At 59.9% G+C, this 19,053-nt stretch carries 17 protein-coding genes; 12 read left to right on the top strand and 5 right to left on the bottom strand.

The window, feature by feature from the left end; translation table 11 throughout:
* Positions 1-238: 238 nt before the first annotated feature.
* The gene (gene larA / locus ABG996_RS03190; protein WP_117647964.1) at positions 239-1,516 is read left to right on the top strand and encodes a nickel-dependent lactate racemase; all 1,278 of its coding nucleotides are present in this window, start codon (positions 239-241) and stop codon (positions 1,514-1,516) included.
* A 49-nt stretch (positions 1,517-1,565) separates the two neighbouring features.
* Entirely contained in the window at positions 1,566-2,297 is a 732-nt protein-coding gene (gene larD, locus ABG996_RS03185) for a D/L-lactic acid transporter LarD (protein ID WP_195362315.1), read from the top strand.
* A gap of 278 nt (positions 2,298-2,575) precedes the next feature.
* Here the strand turns inward: larD and ABG996_RS03180 are convergent, their stop codons facing one another.
* From ABG996_RS03180 to serB, 4 genes are all read right to left on the bottom strand, one after another.
* Positions 2,576-3,115, bottom strand: a complete 540-nt coding sequence (locus tag ABG996_RS03180) for a TetR/AcrR family transcriptional regulator (RefSeq protein ID WP_347478084.1) — start codon at positions 3,113-3,115, stop codon at positions 2,576-2,578.
* Positions 3,116-3,117: 2 nt separating this feature from the next.
* Positions 3,118-4,029 carry a nickel pincer cofactor biosynthesis protein LarC gene (gene larC / locus ABG996_RS03175; protein ID WP_347478085.1) on the bottom strand — a complete coding sequence of 304 codons (912 nt, stop codon included), beginning with the start codon at positions 4,027-4,029 and terminating at the stop codon, positions 3,118-3,120.
* A gap of 10 nt (positions 4,030-4,039) precedes the next feature.
* Positions 4,040-4,822 carry a nickel pincer cofactor biosynthesis protein LarB gene (gene larB / locus ABG996_RS03170; RefSeq protein WP_347478086.1) on the bottom strand — a complete coding sequence of 261 codons (783 nt, stop codon included), beginning with the start codon at positions 4,820-4,822 and terminating at the stop codon, positions 4,040-4,042.
* A gap of 114 nt (positions 4,823-4,936) precedes the next feature.
* Positions 4,937-5,572 carry a phosphoserine phosphatase SerB gene (gene serB / locus ABG996_RS03165; RefSeq protein WP_347478087.1) on the bottom strand — a complete coding sequence of 212 codons (636 nt, stop codon included), beginning with the start codon at positions 5,570-5,572 and terminating at the stop codon, positions 4,937-4,939.
* A 256-nt stretch (positions 5,573-5,828) separates the two neighbouring features.
* On the opposite strand from serB, the gene aspS reads away from it, so the two are divergent.
* A complete protein-coding gene (gene aspS, locus ABG996_RS03160) occupies positions 5,829-7,616 on the top strand; it encodes an aspartate--tRNA ligase (protein WP_347478088.1) in 1,788 nt (595 codons plus the stop codon).
* 307 nt (positions 7,617-7,923) lie between these two features.
* Here aspS and ABG996_RS03155 read toward each other — a convergent pair whose 3' ends face one another.
* Complete coding sequence (locus ABG996_RS03155; protein ID WP_347478089.1) at positions 7,924-8,940, bottom strand: LacI family DNA-binding transcriptional regulator; 1,017 nt, start codon at positions 8,938-8,940, stop codon at positions 7,924-7,926.
* Between the two features lie 376 nt (positions 8,941-9,316).
* Here ABG996_RS03155 and ABG996_RS03150 point away from each other — a divergent pair, with 376 nt between their 5' ends.
* From ABG996_RS03150 to ABG996_RS03110, 9 genes are all read left to right on the top strand, one after another.
* Positions 9,317-12,325, top strand: a complete 3,009-nt coding sequence (locus tag ABG996_RS03150; protein ID WP_347478090.1) for a glycoside hydrolase family 2 TIM barrel-domain containing protein — start codon at positions 9,317-9,319, stop codon at positions 12,323-12,325.
* Positions 12,326-12,328: 3 nt separating this feature from the next.
* Complete coding sequence (locus ABG996_RS03145) at positions 12,329-12,784, top strand: NanQ anomerase/TabA/YiaL family protein (RefSeq protein WP_161145099.1); 456 nt, start codon at positions 12,329-12,331, stop codon at positions 12,782-12,784.
* A 153-nt stretch (positions 12,785-12,937) separates the two neighbouring features.
* On the top strand, positions 12,938-14,401 hold the full coding sequence (locus ABG996_RS03140) for an amino acid permease (RefSeq protein ID WP_196031474.1): 1,464 nt from the start codon (positions 12,938-12,940) through the stop codon (positions 14,399-14,401).
* Between the two features lie 422 nt (positions 14,402-14,823).
* Positions 14,824-15,072: an HPr family phosphocarrier protein gene (locus tag ABG996_RS03135; protein WP_022094361.1), complete on the top strand. Its 249-nt coding sequence runs from the start codon at positions 14,824-14,826 to the stop codon at positions 15,070-15,072.
* A 186-nt stretch (positions 15,073-15,258) separates the two neighbouring features.
* Positions 15,259-15,501 carry a FeoA family protein gene (locus ABG996_RS03130; RefSeq protein WP_022094360.1) on the top strand — a complete coding sequence of 81 codons (243 nt, stop codon included), beginning with the start codon at positions 15,259-15,261 and terminating at the stop codon, positions 15,499-15,501.
* A 40-nt stretch (positions 15,502-15,541) separates the two neighbouring features.
* Positions 15,542-15,763, top strand: a complete 222-nt coding sequence (locus tag ABG996_RS03125; protein WP_006234774.1) for a FeoA family protein — start codon at positions 15,542-15,544, stop codon at positions 15,761-15,763.
* Positions 15,764-15,886: 123 nt separating this feature from the next.
* Entirely contained in the window at positions 15,887-18,214 is a 2,328-nt protein-coding gene (gene feoB / locus ABG996_RS03120; protein WP_347478091.1) for a ferrous iron transporter B, read from the top strand.
* Positions 18,215-18,416: 202 nt separating this feature from the next.
* Positions 18,417-18,617, top strand: a complete 201-nt coding sequence (locus ABG996_RS03115; protein ID WP_035136858.1) for a hypothetical protein — start codon at positions 18,417-18,419, stop codon at positions 18,615-18,617.
* Positions 18,618-18,761: 144 nt separating this feature from the next.
* Positions 18,762-19,053 (top strand): LacI family DNA-binding transcriptional regulator (locus tag ABG996_RS03110; RefSeq protein ID WP_347500967.1); only part of this gene is annotated, 292 nt, incomplete at its 3' end.

Genomic DNA, 19,053 nt, shown 5'->3' with positions numbered 1-19,053 from the left:
GGGGGATAATGGCGCGCTCCGCGCGTTTTGGATGGGGTCTATCCCGGTGGCGCATTTGGCGCTTCTCGCCTTACAACTGTAGCGGCTGCGGTTCCGTTTGGGGTCGCGGCCGTTTTGTTGTGGGTCAAATATGAACGTTGTGTTAATGAGTCGGTGGACGGTGGTGTTTTTCGGTGAGCGGCGTATCCTTCCAACGGTTTATCTAGTGTGTCAGTTGAAAGGAAGAGGGCGCTCGTCATTGTTTGAATGTGAACTGCCGTTTGACCACAAGACGTTGCATCTGGAGCTCGAGGATAAGAACTTCGCGGGTGTGATGGAAGGTCATCAAAACGAGTTTAAGACTACAAAATCGCAGGAAGAGCTGGTGGAGGAGTCGCTTGCCAACCCTTATGGCTCGCCTTCGCTCGAGGAGCTTTGTGCTGGCAAGAAGGATATTGTCATCATTAGCTCCGACCATACGCGTCCCGTTCCCTCGCGTGTGACGATGCCTATTCTGCTGCATCACATCCATTCCGCTGCGCCCGAGGCTCGCGTGCGTATTTTGGTTGCTACGGGTATGCACCGTCCGTCGACGCACGAGGAGCTCGTCAATAAGTATGGCGAGGAGATCGTTGCCAACGAGGAAATCGTTATGCACGTCGCGACTGACGACAGCATGATGAAAAAGATCGGCACCCTGCCTTCTGGCGGCGAGTGCATCATCAACAAGATTGCTGCCGATTGCGATCTGCTGCTTGCCGAGGGCTTTATTGAGCCGCACTTCTTTGCCGGTTTCTCTGGTAGCCGCAAGTCCGTCCTGCCTGGCATTGCCAGCTACAAGACCATCATGTACAACCACAACGGCCAGTTCGTGAACGATTCTCATTCGCGCGCCGGCAACCTGTGCCATAACCACGTGAGCGAGGACATGTTTGCCGCTGCCGAGATGGCTCACCTTGCCTTTGTGCTGAACGTGGTGCTCAACGGCAAGCATGAGGTCATTGGTTCCTTTGCCGGCGACATCCACAAGGCACACGAGGCTGGCTGCGAGTTTGTGAAGAGCCTTGCCGGCGTTGAGCCCGTCGAGTGCGAGATTGCCATCACCACCAACGGCGGCTACCCGCTCGACCAGAACATCTACCAGGCTGTGAAGGGCATGTGCGCTGCCGAGGCCACGCTTCCCGAGGGCGGCGTGATCATCGACGTCGCCGGTTGCGCCGATGGTCACGGCGGCGAGGGCTTCTATCACAACATCGCCGACAACGATCCGGCAGAGTTTGAGCGCGCCTGCATCGACCGTCCTAAGGACGAGACCCTGCCCGACCAGTGGACGAGCCAGATTTTCGCCCGCATCCTGGCGCATCACCCTGTGATTATGGTCACCGACCTGTGTGATCACCAGATGCTCAAGGATATGCACATGACGCCGGTCAACACTATCGAGGAGGCGCTCAAGCTCGCCTTTGAGATGAAGGGTGCCGATGCCAAGGTGGCCGTCATTCCTGATGGCCTGGGCGTTGTCGTCGCTCAGCACTAGTACGCGGCCTAAACGAATCGTTTATAACCGACAAGAAAGATAAGGTTTTATGCTTACCAAACTCCTCTGCGAATTCGGCGCAACGGCCCTCATGATCATCTTTGGCGTGGGCGTACACTGCGATACCGTGCTCAAGGGCACCAAGTATCAGGGCTCTGGTCATATGTTTGCCATCACCACTTGGTCTTTTGGCATCTCGGTCGCCCTGTTTATCTTTGGCGGCGCCGTGTGCATGAACCCCGCCATGGTGCTTGCCCAGTGCATCGTCGGCCTGGTGCCGTGGAGCAGCTGCATCCCCTTCATGGTTGCCGATATGCTCGGCGGCTTTGCGGGTGCCGTGATCGCGTGGTTGATGTATGCCGATGAGTTCAAGGCTTCCGATGGTGTCATCGATCCCATTGCCCAGCGCAACATCTTCTCGACCAACCCCACCACCGAGGGCACGAACTATGCCCGTAACTTCTTCTGCGAGGCTATCTGCACCTTTGTGTTCATCAGCGCCATCCTTGCTGCCGCTAGCCGCGCCGGCGAGAACGTTTTGATGCTCGCTATCTGCGTCGGTCTGATCGTTTGGGCTGTTGGCATGGGCATGGGCGGCATCACCGGCTTCGCCATGAACCAGGCTCGTGACCTTGGTCCTCGCATGGCCTATCAGGTGCTGCCGATTAAGAACAAGGCTGACAACAACTGGAAGTACGGCCTGCTTGTTCCTGGCATCGCTCCGTTTGTCGGTGCCGCTCTGGCCGCGCTGTTTGTGCACGGTTTCTTGGGCATGTTCTAGTCTGAGGCTACATAGTTGTCCGCTGGCCGCATGGGGTAACTTCCCAGCGCGTCCTCGGACATGCAAAAAGGCTCGCTGCGCACTTCGTGCGGCGAGCCTTTTTGCGTCCTGCGGAATGCGCTGGGAAGTTACCCCATGCGGCCAGCTGCGGGATCTTAGTCGCGTCGGAACAGGCAACCCAACATATATCTGAAATTGGGTGTGAGGGGCGCTTTGCTGTTGGGGCGTTGAGATGAGGGCGACACTTTGGGAAGCGACGACGCCTTGGGAGGGGGCGTCTATCTGAAGAGGGGCTTTATGGCCGAGAGATAGTCTTTGGCTACGTCCTCTTTTGGGGCTTGGAAGTTGTGCCAGGCCCACCATTGGACCATTCCTACGAAGCTTGAGGCTATGTGGTGGAGGAGGAAGCTGCGGTCCATGGTGCCGGCGGGGCCTGCGGGGTCGGCGGGGACGGTTTCGGCTGCGCGCGACATGATGGTCTTGCGGAGACAGTCGGCGAAGACGCGCGAGCCGGCGCCGGCTACGAGGGCTCGAACGCCCTGGTGGCGCTCCCAGAGGTTGTTAAGGATATGCTCGACCTGCACGAGTGGGTCGTCGAGCGGTGTGCCATCGTCGTCGAGGACGTGGGTGCAGATGTCGCTCACGAGCTCGGACAGTAGGTCGTCCTTGCTCTTAAAGAGACCGTAGAATGTCGCACGGCCTACGTGAGCGCGCGCGATGATGTCGCCGACGGTAATCTTGCCGTAGTCCTCTTCGCGTAGCAGCTCGGAGAACGCCGCAACGATGGCAGCGCGGCTTTTTTCTTTGCGGGCATCCATGGCTATGCATCCACGTGAACGAGCAGACAGCGGAGCGTGCCGGAGCAACCCTCGTAGGGGCGCTTGCCGGCGCCGTAGCCGACGGCTTCGATGTGGTAGCGTGAGGGCAGTTGGTCGGACGTACGCAGCGCGGTGACGATGGCGGCGCCCGTGGGCGTCACGAGCTCGCCAGCGACTGGTGCAGGCATGAGGGCGATATTGCCCGCCTGGCACAGGTTGACGACAGCGGGGACGGGAATGGGCATAAGGCCGTGGGCACAGTGGATGGTTCCGTGGCCCTCGGAGAGCGACTCGACCACGATATCCTCAATACCCAGGTCGTCGAGGCAGATGGCGACAGAGCAGACGTCGACGATGGAGTCGACGGCGCCCACCTCGTGAAACAGGACGGTGTCGGGCGTTTTGCCGTGAGCCTTTGCCTCGGCATCAGCGAGTGCGGAAAAAATGGCGAGGGCACGACGCTTGGCACCATCGCTTAGCTGCGAGCCATCGATGATGGCGGTGACGTCCGCCAAAGAACGGTGGTGATGGTGATGGGCGTGATGATGGTCCTCATGGCCATGACCGTTGCCCTCATGGCCATGCTCGTGGCAGTGCTCGTGTTCGTGCTCGCCATGATCATGATGGTGGTGCTCGTGCGTGTGCTCGGCAGCTGCTTCGTTGCCGTAGAGCCAGGCCATATCGTGATCGTGGTTCTCGAGCTCCTCTGCAAGCTGGACATCGAAATCGCAGGCGTCGATGCCGTGCTTGTTTACGCGCGTCACGGCGATCGAAAAGCCGTCGATCGGCAGCGTGGCGAGCTGTTCGCGCAGGTGTTCCTCGCTGGCGCCCAGGTCGAGCAGGGCCGCGACGGTCATGTCGCCGCTGATGCCCGAGGTGCCGTCGATGATAAGCGTATGCTGATGGTTGGACATGGAATGCTCCTTAACGGGCGCGGGATGTGCCGGCGCTCAGATGATTGATAAGACTTGCCTGGTAGGCGGCACCAAAGCCGTTGTCGATATTGACGACCGAAACGCCGCTGGCGCAGGAGTTGAGCATGGCGAGCAGTGCAGCTACGCCACCAAAACTTGCGCCGTAGCCAACGCTGGTGGGAACGGCGATGACCGGACAGCTCACCAGACCGCCGATAACGCTCGCCAGCGCGCCCTCCATGCCGGCGATGGCGATGACCACCTGCGCCTGGGCAAGTTCCTCGGCATGCGCGAGCAGGCGGTGCAGGCCGGCGACACCTACGTCGTAGAGGCGGTCGACCTCGTTGCCATAGAACTCGGCCGTCAACGCGGCTTCTTCGGCGACGGGTAAGTCGCTCGTGCCGGCGCAGGCGACGACGATGCGTCCGTTGCCGGTGGGGGAGGGCTTGCCGCCCACGAGGGCGAGCTGTGCGTCCGGGACATATCCCAGGTCGATGCCGTTGTCGAGGAGCTCCGAGGTACGGGCTGCTTTTTCGGCATCCAGGCGCGTGACCAGGATGCGCTCCTGGCCGGCATCGCGCAGCGCTTCGATAATGGCGGCAATTTGCTCGGCGGTTTTACCGGCACCGTAGACAACCTCGCCGGCTCCCTGGCGCACTCCGCGCGAAAGATCGAGCTGTGCAAAACCCAGATCGGCGGTTGGCGCCGTTTGGATGCGCGTGAGGGCGACTGCCGGGGTGACTGCTCCGCCGGCAACATCGCTCAGCAATTGCTCAAGATCTTGCTTATCCATATATGTTCCCTTCGACGGCGCAAAGTCTAGCACTCAAAGGGTATGTTTCCGAACACTAAGACAAAATTGTTCGGAAACTATAGGACAGACTGATTCAATTGTTAGACGGATCGGCTAGTCACGCAGGATGATGTCCATGGCGAGCATCAGGTTGCGCTCGTCGATGGCAAACGGGGCGGCTTCGCGCGTCTTGGGCTTGGCGCAAAACGCGATGCCCGTGCCCGCAGCCTGAATCATGGGGATGTCGTTGGCGCCGTCGCCGATTGCCACGGTATGGGCCATGTCGACACCGCACTCAACTGCCCAGTCCAGCAGCTGGATGAGCTTGGACTCCTTGGTCACAATGTCTGCCGCCAGCTTGCCCGTGAGCTTGCCGTCTACGACCTCCAAGCGGTTGGCCAGGCAAAAATCGATGCCCGCGGCAGCCACGATCTTGTCGGCGACCTCGTGGAAGCCGCCACTCACGACGCCGACCTTCCAGCCCTTGCTGTGCGCCGAGCGCACAAGCTCCAGCGCACCGGGGGTAAATGTCACGCGCTCAAAGGTGCGCTTGAACACGCTCTCGTCCAGGCCGGCGAGCAGCCCCACACGCTCCTCGAGCGCCTGCTTAAAGTCGAGCTCGCCGCGCATGGCGCGCTCGGTGATCTGCGCTACCTGCTTGCCCACGCCGGCTTCCTCGCCCAACAGGTCGATGACCTCCTGGTTGATGAGCGTAGAGTCGATATCCATAACGATGAGGCGTGCAGTCATGGCAGGCCTTTCCTAGTGCAGTTGTATTGGGGCACATTGTCGCACGCGGCGCGCCTGGGCGACGGCCAGGCCGCGTCAATTGTTTCGTCTCCGTCAAGTCTTTGGGCAAGAGTTACTTTTTCGCGGTACATCGACGTGGGTGCGATAAGATAGAACGCCATGTCCGGCTGCGCGGTTTACGCAGGCTGGGCAAATCTGTACGACGCCGCCCGGAACGACACGGGGCGGCACAGATCCATAAAGGAGGATCACTGGTATGAGCCAGACCCGTCCCATCGATGAGCATTCCATGCACACCCGTACCTGCGGCGAGCTTCGCTTCGAGAACGTGGGCGAAGAGGTCACCCTCACCGGTTGGGTGAGCCGTCGCCGCGACCACGGCGGCCTTATCTTCTGCGACCTTCGCGACCGCGAGGGCATCACGCAGCTCACCTTCGACCCCGAGCACTCCGATGGCGATGCCTTTAAGATCGCCGAGACCATGCGTCCCGAGTGGCCCATCAAGATCCACGGCGTCGTGCGCGCCCGTGGCGAGGAGACCACCAACACCAAGCTCGCGACCGGCGAGATCGAGGTCCTGACCGACCACGCCGAGGTGCTCAACAGGTCCGTCACCCCGCCGTTCCAGATCGAGGACGGCATCGAGACCAGCGAGGACACCCGCCTGCGCTACCGCTATCTGGACCTCCGCCGTCCCGAGATGATGGCCAACCTCAAGCTGCGCTCCGACTTCACCTTTGCCATTCGCGAGGCGCTGCACAACCGTGAGTTCATGGAGGTCGAGACGCCCTCCCTGTTTAAGTCCACGCCCGAGGGCGCCCGCGACTTCATCGTTCCCAGCCGCATCCAGCCGGGCAACTTCTACGCCCTGCCGCAGTCCCCGCAGCTCCTGAAGCAGCTGCTCATGGTCGGTGGCGTCGAGCGCTACTACCAGGTTGCCAAGTGCTTCCGCGACGAGGACCTGCGTGCCGACCGTCAGCCCGAGTTCACTCAGGTCGATATCGAGATGTCCTTCGTGGACCAGAACGATGTCATGAGCGCGCTCGAGGAGGTCCTGGCCGATGCCTTCGGCCGCATGGGTGTCGAGATGCCCACGCCGCTGCGTCGCATGGACTACTGGGAGGCCATGGACACCTATGGCTCCGACAAGCCCGATACCCGCTATGGCATGCACCTGGGCGACCTGACCGACATCTTCGCCAACTCCAAGTTCAAGGTCTTTGCGACTGCCGCAAACGAGGAGGGCTCTGTCGTCAAGGCCATCAACGCCAAGGGCGCCGGCGCCTGGGCACGTGCCAAGATCGATAAGCTTGCCGGCGTGGCCTCCACGTTTGGCGCCAAGGGCCTGGCCTGGATCGCATTCCGCGAGGACGGCTCCATCAACAGCCCCATCGTCAAGTTCTTCTCGGACGAGGAGATGGCGGCTCTGCGCGAGCGCATGGACGTCGAGCCCGGCGACCTTGTGATGTTCGCCGCCGGCCCGCGCCTGCTCTCCGACGAGATCCTGGGCGGCATGCGTTCTCACATGGCCAACGCACTCGAGATCAAGCGCGAGGGCCACGACTTCCTGTGGGTCGTCAACTTCCCGCTGTTCCACTGGGATGAGGACCGCAAGGCCTATGCCGCCGAGCACCAGCCCTTCACCCTGCCGACCGAGACCGACATCGCCAAGATCGAGGCCGACCCGTTGGCAGCCGGTTCTTGCACCTACGACTTTGTCATGGACGGCTTTGAGGCCGGCGGCGGCGGTATGCGTATCCACAACGCCGAGATGCAGATGTCCATGCTCAAGCTCCTGGGCTTTACCGAGGAGCGTGCCGAGTCTCAGTTCGGCTTCCTCATGGAGGCCCTCAAGTTTGGTGCGCCCCCGATGGGCGGTTTCGCTCTGGGCCTGGACCGCGTGTGCATGCTGCTCACCGGTTCCGACTCCATCCGCGACGTCATGGCGTTCCCCAAGACGGCCAGCGGCTCCGACCTTATGTCGGGCGCTCCGGGTGCCGTTAGCGGCGCCCAGCTCAAGGACGTCAGTCTGCGCCTGATGTAGGGAAGCGGCTACATATTGCCTGTAACGAGGGAAGGACACGTGCCTTCCCTCGTTTTTTATGCGCCGAGATTGTGAGGGTATATAGGGTGACCGGGCGTCGCGGAAAGTGCGTCCCGGAATCTGCGTCCAGAAGGGGTCGCGCTTTCCCAAAGGGGGTCCTCTGGGAAAGTGCGACCCAGAATTCGGCAAAATAATGGGGCATAGTTTCCGGTTGAGCTGTCTAACGGAAACTGTGCCCCAGAATGAGCGCTCAAAACGGGGCAGACTTTCCGCAACAACTGTCTGGCGGAAAGCCCGGCCCAGTTTCTTATAGCGAGTCTCTCTGAACGAGCTGCATGTGCATGACGGTGGTGGTTGGCTCGGCACCCTTGATCATGTCGAGCGCAACGTTGGCGGCCATGTGGCCTTCTTCGCGCAGGGGCTGGCGGACGGTCGTGAGCGCGGGGACGCAGCGCGTCGCAATCTCGTGATCGTCGAAGCCGACGACAGAAACGTCCGCCGGAACGGATAGGCCTGCCTCGTTGAGTGCGGTGATGACGCCAGCCGCGATACGGTCCGATCCGCAGAGCACGCCATCGAAAGCGATCTCGCGCGCGAGAATCTGGTGCATGGCCTGATAGCCGTCTCCGCTGTTCCAGCCGGTATAGATAACGTTTGCGTCTGGGAGGTCTTCGCCCAAGACGGCGCGGTAGCCGCGCAGGCGGTCGGCAACAGCGGGGTTGTCTTGCGGTCCCAACACGGCGACGATATCTTTGCGCCCGCGATCCTTTATGGCGAGTGCCGCAAAGCGTCCGCCCTCTTCGTCGTCAGAGTAGACTGTCGAGAACACATCGCGATAGGGGTGGCCCTCGAGCTGGCCGCACAACACGGTGGGTACGCCCAGCTCGCACAGTACCTCGAGCAGCTCGCTGCCCTTGTAGGGGGAGACGTCGATCACGGCGTCGAACGAGCGGCGCTCAAAGTGCTCGCGTGCGCGGTTGCGCTCATGCGTAGAAGACGCCTGCAAGATAACGGGCAGATAGGACGACTCCGACAGTTCCTCAGTAATGCCGCTCAAAAACTCGCTATAAGTGGGGTCGCTGAAGAGTTCACTTAGGGGCTCGGTCACGAGCACGGCGATGATTTCCGTGCGCCCGACAGCGAGCGCTCGGCCACGAGCGTTGGGGACAAAATTGACTTCCTTGGCCGCCGCGCGGACGCGCCTTTTGGTTTCCTCGCTAATGCGGGGCGAATCGTTGAGAGCGCGCGATGCCGTGGAGCGCGACACGCCGGCAGCTGCGGCAACCTCGGCAAGCGTAGGTGCGGTGCGAACTGGTTGTGTCATGGCGTCTCCTGGAAAATGCGGTCGATGTTGTCGCTGATACGGGCTGGTGCGGATACAGCTTACTATAGTGCGCCTGAACAGCGTTCATGATATCCGGTGACCGGTGTCGTTTTGCAACCAAGCCGCAATCGAATACGTCTCGTATGGGTGAGATATCAGCGGGCGTGGCGGTTGCCTACGAGCTTGAGAACGATGTCTTGCGCTGAGTTTCGATACTCAGGGTGACATAAGTGTCGCGGTTGTACAACCGGTTGCACCGTTAACCCGGCCAAATCGACCGTTCAGCGGACAACCGGTTGCACAGTTTTTTGCATCGCCCGTAAGATAAGGACAACCGGTTGCACAAGAATCACTACGATGATGAAGGAGCATCACCATGGACGCCATTAACGATTGGGAAAACCAAGCGCTCACCCACAGGAACCGCCTGGCACCCCATGCGTACTTTATGGGTTACGAGACCGCCGATCTCGCTGCAACGTACAGCCGCGAGCTGTCGCGCGGGTTTGTCCAGCTGTCCGGCTCGTGGCAGTTCCGCCTCTTTGAGGGCCCCGCTGCCGTCTCCAACGAGGAACTCTCCACGTACAAGCCCGAGTGGGATCACGTGGAGGTTCCGCACCTGTGGCAGGTGGACGGCTATGGCAACCTTGCCTACACCGACGAGGGTTTCCCGTTCCCGGTTGATCAGCCGTTCGTTCCCTCCGACGACCCCACGGGCGTCTACCAGCGCATCGTCAACCTTCCCGCCGTTCCTGCCGGCGCTCGCGAGATCATTCGCTTCGACGGCATCGAGAGCTATGGCGAGCTGTACGTCAACGGTCAGTTTATCGGCATGACCAAGGGTTCGCGCCTGTCTGCCGAGTTCGACGTGACCGACGCGCTTGTCGAGGGCGACAACCTGTTTGCGGTCAAGGTCCTGCAGTACAGCGATGGCAGCTATATCGAGGACCAGGATATGTGGTGGGCCTCGGGCATCTTCCGCGATGTGTACCTTATGCAGCGTCCCGCCGCGCACCTGGTCGACTTTAGGTTCCGCACGCACCGCGAGGGCGATACCGCTCTGATTACGCTCGATACGGTTGCCGAGGGCTCTTCCCGCGTTGTGTTTACGCTCAGCGATGGCGAGAACGTGGTGGCTACGGGCGAGTGCGTCGACGGCCATGCCGAGTGCGGCGTGACCGATGCCCACTTCTGGAATCCCGAGGACCCCTTCCTCTACGACCTTACGTTTGAGGTCTACGACGGTGACCAGGTCAGCGAGTACGTCCCGCATCGCCAGGGTCTTGCCGAGGTGACGGTCGAGGGCAATCATATCTACCTCAACGGCACTTACTTTAAGATGCATGGCGTCAACCGCCACGATCACGACGATCACAAGGGCCGCGCCGTGGGCCTCGATCGCATGCGCCGCGACCTGGAGCTCATGAAGCAGCACAACATCAACGCGGTGCGCACGTCCCACTACGCCAACGACCCGCGCTTTTACGAGCTGTGCGACGAGTATGGCATCATGCTGGTCGCCGAGACCGATATGGAGAGCCACGGCTTCGAGAATATCGGCAATATCGCCCTGGTCACCGACGACCCGGCATGGGAGCCGGCCTACGTCGACCGTATTGAGCGCCTGGTGATGCAGGAGCGCAACCACGCGTGCATCATCATGTGGTCGCTGGGCAACGAGAGCGGCTATGGCTGCAACATCCGCGCGATGTACGCCAAGGCTCACGAGCTCGATGGTCGTCCGGTCCACTACGAGGAGGACCGCAACGCCGATACCGTCGACGTCATTTCCACGATGTACTCCCGTGTGTCGCAGATGAACGACTTTGGTGAGCATCCGTTCCCCAAGCCGCGCATCAACTGCGAGTATGGCCACTCCATGGGTAATGGCCCCGGAGGTCTGTCCGAGTACCAGGAGGTCTTCGATCGCTGGGATTGCATCCAAGGCCAGTTTATCTGGGAATGGTGCGACCACGGTCTGGCTGCTGTGACCGAGGACGGCATTGCCTACGATATGTATGGCGGCGACAACGGCGATTACCCCAACAACAGCAACTTCTGCATCGATGGCATGGTGTTCCCCTGGCAGCAGCCGAGCCCGGGCCTTACCGAGTACGGCCAGGTCATCTGCCCGGTTCGCATGGCTTATGACGCCGAGGCGGGCGAGCTGACTGTCACCAACAAGCGCTGGTTTACCACCCTCGAGGATGTTTGCCTGTCGGCGGAGACCCTGGTGGACGGCGACGTAGTGCGCCGCAAGACGCTCGTGCCCGGTGCGGTTGCCCCCGGTGAGTCCGTCCAGCTTCCGCTGGTGATTCGCGAGGCCGCAGTGGGCGAGACCCTGCTGACCGTGCACGCCTACACTATGGCTGCTCACGTCTGGTGCGAGCCGATGTTCCAACTGGGCGCAAGCCAGTTTGCCATCGCAAACCATCCGGCGCCGGCAATTGTCGCCCCCGTGCGCCCCGAGCTTACGGTCGAGGAGACCGAGCAGGAGATTCGCATTCACTCCCTCAACGGCGAGCTGACCTTCAGCAAGGTAAACGGCACCGTGAGCAAGTGGAAGGCATCCGGCCGTGACGTCATGGCCTCTGGTCCCCAGGTTGGTTTTTGGCATCCGCTCGTCGATAACCACGCTCAGGAGTACGACTCCCTGTGGAAGGATAACTTCATCGATGTAATGCAGACGTCCACCCGCAAGGTTTCTTGGAAGCAGGACGGCAATGCGGTCGTCGTTACCGTGAGCCAGCGTATCGCTCCTCCCGTCCGCGCGTTCGGCATGCGCGTCGAGCTCGTCTATACCGTGCTTCCGAGTGGCCGCGTCGACCTCAAGGTTTCCGGCGAGCCCTACGGCGACTATTCGGACATTATCCCGCGCATCGGCATCTCCTTCGAGGTTCCCGGTTGTGATCGTGCCGTCGAGTGGTATGGCCACGGCCCGGGCGAGAACTATCCGGACTCGCTGCGCGCCAACCCGGTCGGTCATTACCGCACTACGGTCGACGACATGTTCACGCCCTACGTTATGCCCCAGGACTGCGCCAACCGCGAGGGTACCCGCTGGGTCGCCCTGCGCTCCAGCCACGGTGACGGTCTGGTCGTGACGCGTCCGAGCGACGCCGCTTCCAATCCGTTCTCGTTCTCCGCATGGCCCTATAGCTGCGAGGCTATCGATAACGCCAAGCATGTCTACGATCTTGTCCCGGGCGAAACGGTTACGGTCAACATCAACGACCAGCTGCTCGGCCTTGGCTCGAACTCTTGGGGTTCCGAGGTGCTCGATTCCTATCGCACCCGTTTTGAGAGCTTCAGCTTTGAGGTGTCCCTGCGACCGCTGACGTCTGCCGATCTGGCTCAGGCGCTGGCACCCATTAAGGAGGCATAAGTCATGCATATCTTTAACTCGCGTGCCGATTTCGACGCCCAGATGAAGTCCGTCAAGAAGTGGATGCGTACCGGTCAGGCACTCGACGGCGTTTCTGAACTGCAGCACGATGTGGCGTACTCTATCGGCGACTCGCTGGTGTATTGGTGGGTGAACGCCCACGAGGCGGCTACTGCCGATCTGGTCGGTCACCGTCGCTACCATGCCGTGCTCGCCCCGCTCGACGGCAATCTGACCGTTGAGGTGGCTTCCAAGGCCGATCTTACCTGTACGCGCGCCTACAGCGATATCGATGATCGCGAGCGCTTTGAGGGTACGGGGGAGACCGTGACGATTCCCGCCGGCGGCGTTGCCGTCGTCGAAATTGACGAGGCCTACCGTGTCGTGGCCGATGCCGCGGATCCCCGCGTCGTGGTACTGCACGTGACAGTCGAAGGTTATTCCTTCCCCAACAAGTAGTATTCGTCCGCCTGGACGTTTGCTTCGCGCCGTTAAGGGGGATGGCTTTGTTGACTCCCTTTTCCCCATTCCCCTTAGCAGGTGCGCCGTCCGTGTTTGCACTTGCAGCTCGGACGGTTTTAGATGACATTTAACAGATGATTGGGAGGGCTTATGAGCTCTGAAAAACGAGGAACGATTGGTTCGTTCGCTCTGCTGGGCATGACGGTCGCCGCCGTGTTCGGTATCAAGAACATCATCAACAACAACGCGGCCATCGGCTTGGCAGCTGCGCCGTCGTTCTTCTTCGCCACGCTTTTGTACTTTGTCCCCTATACCCTGGTTACCGCCGAGTTCGTCGGCCTCAACAAGGACTCCGAGTCTGGCGTGTACGCATGGGTTAAGACCTCGATGGGTGGTCGCTGGGCGTTCCTGACGGCATTTAGCTACTGGTTTGTTAACCTGTTCTTCTTTGCGTCCGTCCTGCCCAACGTCATCATCTACGCGAGCTACGTGTTCTTTGGTGCCAACGCCGAGCTTTCGCAGCTGTGGATCACCATTATCGAGATCGTCGTCTTTGCTATCGCCACGTGGGTTTCGACCAAGGGCGCTAAGTGGATCGGCTCCATTTCCTCCTTCGGTTCGACCGCGGCTCTCGGCCTGACCGCCGTGTTCATCCTGCTGTCCCTGGCTGCTGCCTTTGGCGGCGTTGAGTTCGCTACGGCTCCTACTCCCGCTAACATGGCTCCCGACATGAGCAACTTCGCAACTGCGTGGGGCTTCTTCGGTACGCTTGCCTGGATCATCCAGGGCGTTGGCGGCGCTGAGTCTGTCGGCGTGTTCCTTAACGACCTTAAGGGTGGCGTCAAGGCCTTCGTGCGCACCGTCGTTATCGCCGGCCTGACCATCGGCCTTCTGTATGCAGGCGCTTCGCTGCTGGTTAACCTGTTCATCCCCGAGGGCGGCGTTGCCATCTCCACCGGTATCTTCGACGTATTCGGCGCTGTCTTTGCCCACTTTGGCATTCCCATGGAAGTGTCTACGCGCGCCATCGGCTTGATCCTTCTCGCCGCCACGCTGGGCTCCCTCATGATGTGGACCTCCGCTCCCATCAAGGTGTTCTTCACCGAGATCCCCAAGGGCGTCTTTGGTAGCAAGATCGTCGAGCTCAACGAGCATGGCATTCCTGCCCGCGCTGCTTGGCTGCAGTTCGCCATCGTCGTCCCCATCCTGATCATTCCGGCCCTGGGCTCCGGTAACCTCGACGACCTGCTCATGATCGTCACCAACATGACGGCTGCCACCGCTCTGCTCCCGCCGCTGCTGATCCTGCTTGCCTACTTTATGTTGCGCAAGAACTTCGACGCTGCTCCCCGTGGCTTCCGCATGGGTTCGCGCACCTTTGGCCTGGTCATTGCTGCATTCCTGCTTGTGGTCTTCTGCTTCGTGCTTATCTGCGGCACCATTCCGCTCGATCAGCCTCTGTGGCTGACGCTGGTCTACAACGTCGGCGGCGTGGTTGTCTTCCTGGGCCTTGCCGTGATGTGGTACAACCGCTACATCAACCGCCTGCGCGAGACCGATCCCGAGGCCGCCGAGAACGAGCTTCGCCCTTCCGTCCTCGATATGATGGAGTAGCGGCTAGGATTAATCTACGGCTGTGGAATAAATCGATTCCCTTTCCTAAGGAGGGGCCTTACGAGGCCCCTCCTTTTGTGTTTTGGGGCATGGTCTTGGCCCCCGTGGTCAAAAAATGCCAAATATGAGTACTGTTGCAAAAGAAGTGCCATATTTTTCGGCCTGCTCTGAGCGAAAATGGGCTCAAAATCGATTTATCTAACTCCCTTTAAAGGGCGTTTGACGGCTTTCAACCTCTTCGAATCGCGCAAATTAGGCAATTTGCTCTCGATTTTGCTGCTACTAAATTGGTGACAGTACTCATATTTGCCACTTTTTGACCACGAGGTGTTCAGAGGAGCTCTCGAGAAGCATCTAACGGTACAATAGCTACCACGTGGCTGGGTTTTGCCGGCCGAATGTGCGATGCCGCGGGAGGGGACATGGTCGAGTTTACAAAGACGATTAAAGATCCGTTGGGACTACATGCCCGCCCGGTTGCGCTGCTCTATGACATCATTGCCAAGCATCGTAGCGACGTGTCAGTCAGCATCGGCGATCGCCACACGGATGGCCGCGATGTCATGGGACTCATGGCTCTCTACGGCGAGTGCGGCGAGGACATCATCTTCCGCGTTTCGGGCGTAGACGAGGCTTCCTGCGTCACGTCGATCAGAAATCTCTCGCTTTAAGCATGACAGGGCGTGGTAAAGGATGGTCCTTTGCGGCGCCTTTGTTTCGTATAGGAAACTTTTTCGAAATCTGAATGCGGACCCTTTCCAAAAAGTTAACCACGTGTTAGTTTACTATAGCGAACATAGGCGTGGTTAACTTTTACCGTGTCGATGTTAAGGACGAACTGACGTTAGGAGCCACTCATGTCTTGCGGACCGCAGATGCCGGCCATGCCGCTTTCGATGGTAAAAGCGGGCGAAACCGTGCGCGTGTCCCGTGTAAAGGGCAATGAGGACATGAAACACCACCTCAAGGACCTTGGCTTTGTCGAGGGCAACGAAATCCACGTGGTGAGCTCGAGTGGCGCCAATATCATCGTCACGGTGCTGGGCGCACGCTTTGGCATCGATTCCAAGGTTGCCATGCACATCATGACCGTCGGTTAGTCGACGGTATTTCTGTACGCACTGAAAGGGGGACAAGTAAATGAAGACGTTGGGTGACGTTAAGGTGGGCGAGAGCTCCACCATCGTCAAGCTTCACGGTGAGGGCGCGCTTCGCCGCCACCTTATGGACTTGGGGCTCATCAAGGGCACTTCGTTCAAGGTCGTGAAGGTTGCACCGCTCGGTGATCCGGTCGAGATCAACGTGCGCGGCTACGAACTTTCCATCCGCAAGGAGGAGGCGGCCGTCGTCGAGGTCCAGTAAGGGCTCACGACGTATATTTCTGCAGATAAAGTTAGGTTTTTCTAACTTAATGCAGCATCTTTGAAGCACATTATCCAGCCCGCGCGGAGAAAGCAGCGCAGGCACACAAGGAAGAAGGATTGAATGGCGGATTCTCAGATCCATGTCGCGTTGGCGGGTAACCCCAACTGCGGCAAGACCACGCTTTTCAACCTGATCACCGGCGCCAACGGCTACGTTGGCAACTGGCCCGGCGTCACGGTTGAGAAAAAGGAGGCCAAGCTCCTAAGCGACAAGAACGTTACCATCACGGACCTCCCTGGCATCTACTCGCTTTCCCCCTACAGCCCCGAGGAGCAATGCTCGCGCGATTACCTCATGAGCGGCGAGCCCGATGTTGTCGTCCAGGTTGTCGATGCCACCAACCTCGAGCGTAACCTGTATCTGGCGCTTCAGGTTATCGAGACCGGCCTGCCCGTGGTCGTTGCCCTCAACATGGCCGACTTGGTCGAGAAGAACGGCGACAAGATCGACACGGACAAGCTCTCCAAAAAGCTCGGCTGCCCGGTTATGATGATCTCGGCCCTTAAGAACAAGGGCATCAAGGAGCTGTTCGAGCAGGTCAAGAAGTCCGCTGCTTCCAAGGGCCAGGTGCCGGAGCACAAGTTCGACTCCTCCATCGAGGACGTTCTGGGCCACATCGAGAATAACCTGCCTGCAAGCGTTCCCGCCAACAAGCGCCGCTACTATGCCGTCAAGCTGTTCGAGCGCGATGCGGACGCCTGCAAGCTCATCAACCTCACCAAGGAGAAGGCTGCTCGCGTGGAGCAGCTGGTCGCCCAGTGCGAGCAGGACTGCGACGACGACGCCGAGTCCATCATCACCGGCGAGCGTTACGGCGTGATTGCCCACATCATTGACGAGTGCCTCACCAAGGCTCCGGCAAAGATGAACACCTCCGAGAAGATCGACCGCGTGGTTACCAACCGTATCCTGGGCCTGCCGATCTTTGTGGTCATCATGTTCTGCGTGTACTACATCGCCGTTTCTACCTTGGGCGGCACGGTGACCGACTTCACTAACGACCAGCTCTTCGGTACCGACGGTTGGTATGTGCTCGGCCAGGGTCGCGACGCCTACGACGCGGCCGTCGAGGCTGCGGGTGACAATGCCGACTCGGTCGACCCGGCACAGTACGGCCCCTATGTCCCGGGTATCACCACCGTGGTGCACGACGCCCTTGTGGCGGGCGGCACCGAGGACGGTGGCCTGGTCGATTCGCTGGTCTGCGACGGCATCGTCGGCGGCCTGGGCGCCATCTTCGGCTTCGTCCCGCAGATGTTCCTGCTGTTCGTCATGCTGTCCTTCCTGGAGGACTGCGGCTATATGGCCCGCGTCGCCTTCATCATGGACCGCGTGTTCCGCCGCTTTGGCCTGTCCGGTAAGTCCTTTATCCCCATGCTCGTGTCCTCGGGCTGCGGCGTCCCCGGCGTCATGGCCACCAAGACCATCGAGAACGAGAAGGACCGCCGCATGACGGTCATGACCACCACGTTCATTCCCTGTGGCGCCAAGCTGCCGATCATCGCCCTGCTCATGGGCTCCATCATCGGCGATTCTTCCACCACTGCCGCGTGGATCAGCCCGCTCTTCTACTTCTTGGGCGTCTTTGCCGTCATCGCCTCGGGCCTCATGCTCAAGAAGACCAAGCTCTTCGCCGGTCGCCCGACGCCGTTTGTTATGGAGCTTCCTGCCTACCACTTCCCGGCGATCCGCTCTTGGGCGCTGCACGTGTGGGAGCGCTGCTGGGCCTTTATCAAGAAGGCCGGCACGGTCATCTTCGCCTCTACCGTCGTGGTATGGTTCCTCTCCAACTTTGGTAGCTACAACGGCGCCTTTGGCTTCCTGCCTGCGATGGACGGCATCCCCGAGGAGTTCATGGACTACTCCGTGCTTGCCATGCTCGGCAACCTGATCGCCTGGATCTTCGCCCCGCTCGGCTTTAGCACCTGGCAGGCAACAGCACTGTCCGTCTCGGGTCTTGTCGCCAAGGAGAACGTCGTCGCCACCGCCGGCTCGCTGCTGTCCGTTGCCGATGCCGCCGAGACCGATCCGAGCCTGTGGACCGCGTTCGCCGGCATGTTCCCGACCATGGGCGCTTGCGTTGCCTTTGGCGCTTTCAACCTGCTGTGCGCTCCGTGCTTTGCCGCTATGGGTACCATCCGCAACCAGATGGACTCCGGCAAGTGGACCGCGATTGCCCTCGGCTACGAGTGCGCCTTTGCTTGGGTGATCGGCCTGTTCATCAACCAGTTCTACAACCTGCTTGTTCTTGGACAGTTTGGTATCTGGACGGTTGTGGCCATTGTGCTGCTGGTTGCGATGCTCTTCCAGATCTTCCGCCCCATGCCCAAACATGCATGGACCGACGAGGACGAGACCAACACTGCTTCCGCCGCAGTTTCCGCCTAGTTCCGAATAAGGATTAGCCCCTTTTCATGAGCCCGGGTGTCCCAGCGACCCCGGGCTTTTTGTGCATGGGAGACAGATTGCTTTGCCCCAGAAGTTAAGATGTGGCGTTTCCGCAGATAAAACCGACCAAAATAAACCTGTCCCTTTTTGGTAGGTGGAGAATGGGGTAAAGTAAGTGATGGTTAACTAGAGGAGGCTTGCTATGGCACCTATCGATATTGTTGTACTGGCTGTTATCGGTATTGCGTTTGTTGCCGTGTGCGTGCGCATCTACCGCAAGGGCACCTGCGCCGACTGCGCTCAGGGTGGCGTTTGCACGGGGCATTGCTCCAACAAAAAGACGTGCGCTGCACTTAAGGGCGTAGACAAAATCGCCGAAGACTTGGGTCGCGGTATCAAATAAGGTCCGGACATCCAAGCGCTCCGCGGGCATCCGTTCGCGGGGCGCTTTGTGCATTTGAGGGAGAGCACGGCGAGTCGAAGAGTATTTTTGGGGTATCGTTAACTGGACTATTAATTGGCAACTTATCTATAACGGAGTAACCGCATGAGCGCTCGCGTAACCATGAAGGACATAGCCGCCGAGCTTGGCGTTTCCATCAATACCGTGCACAAGGCCCTGACGGGAAAGGCCGGCGTGAGCGAATCCGTGCGCACCAAGGTGAACATTAAGGCCGAGGCCATGGGCTATCACCGCAACACAAGTGCCTCAAGCCTGCGCCGCAAGGATATCAATCTGGTGTTTTGCCTGCCCCGCGCATCGCGCGAGGGAGCGTACTTTTTCCGTTACCTGTGGGAAGGCTGCAATCGCTTTGAACAGGAGGTCATCGACCGGGGCA

It is taken from the genome of Collinsella aerofaciens (assembly GCF_039836695.1).
GTDB lineage: Bacteria > Actinomycetota > Coriobacteriia > Coriobacteriales > Coriobacteriaceae > Collinsella > Collinsella aerofaciens_BD.
This window is presented reverse-complemented; position numbering and strand designations above follow the sequence as displayed.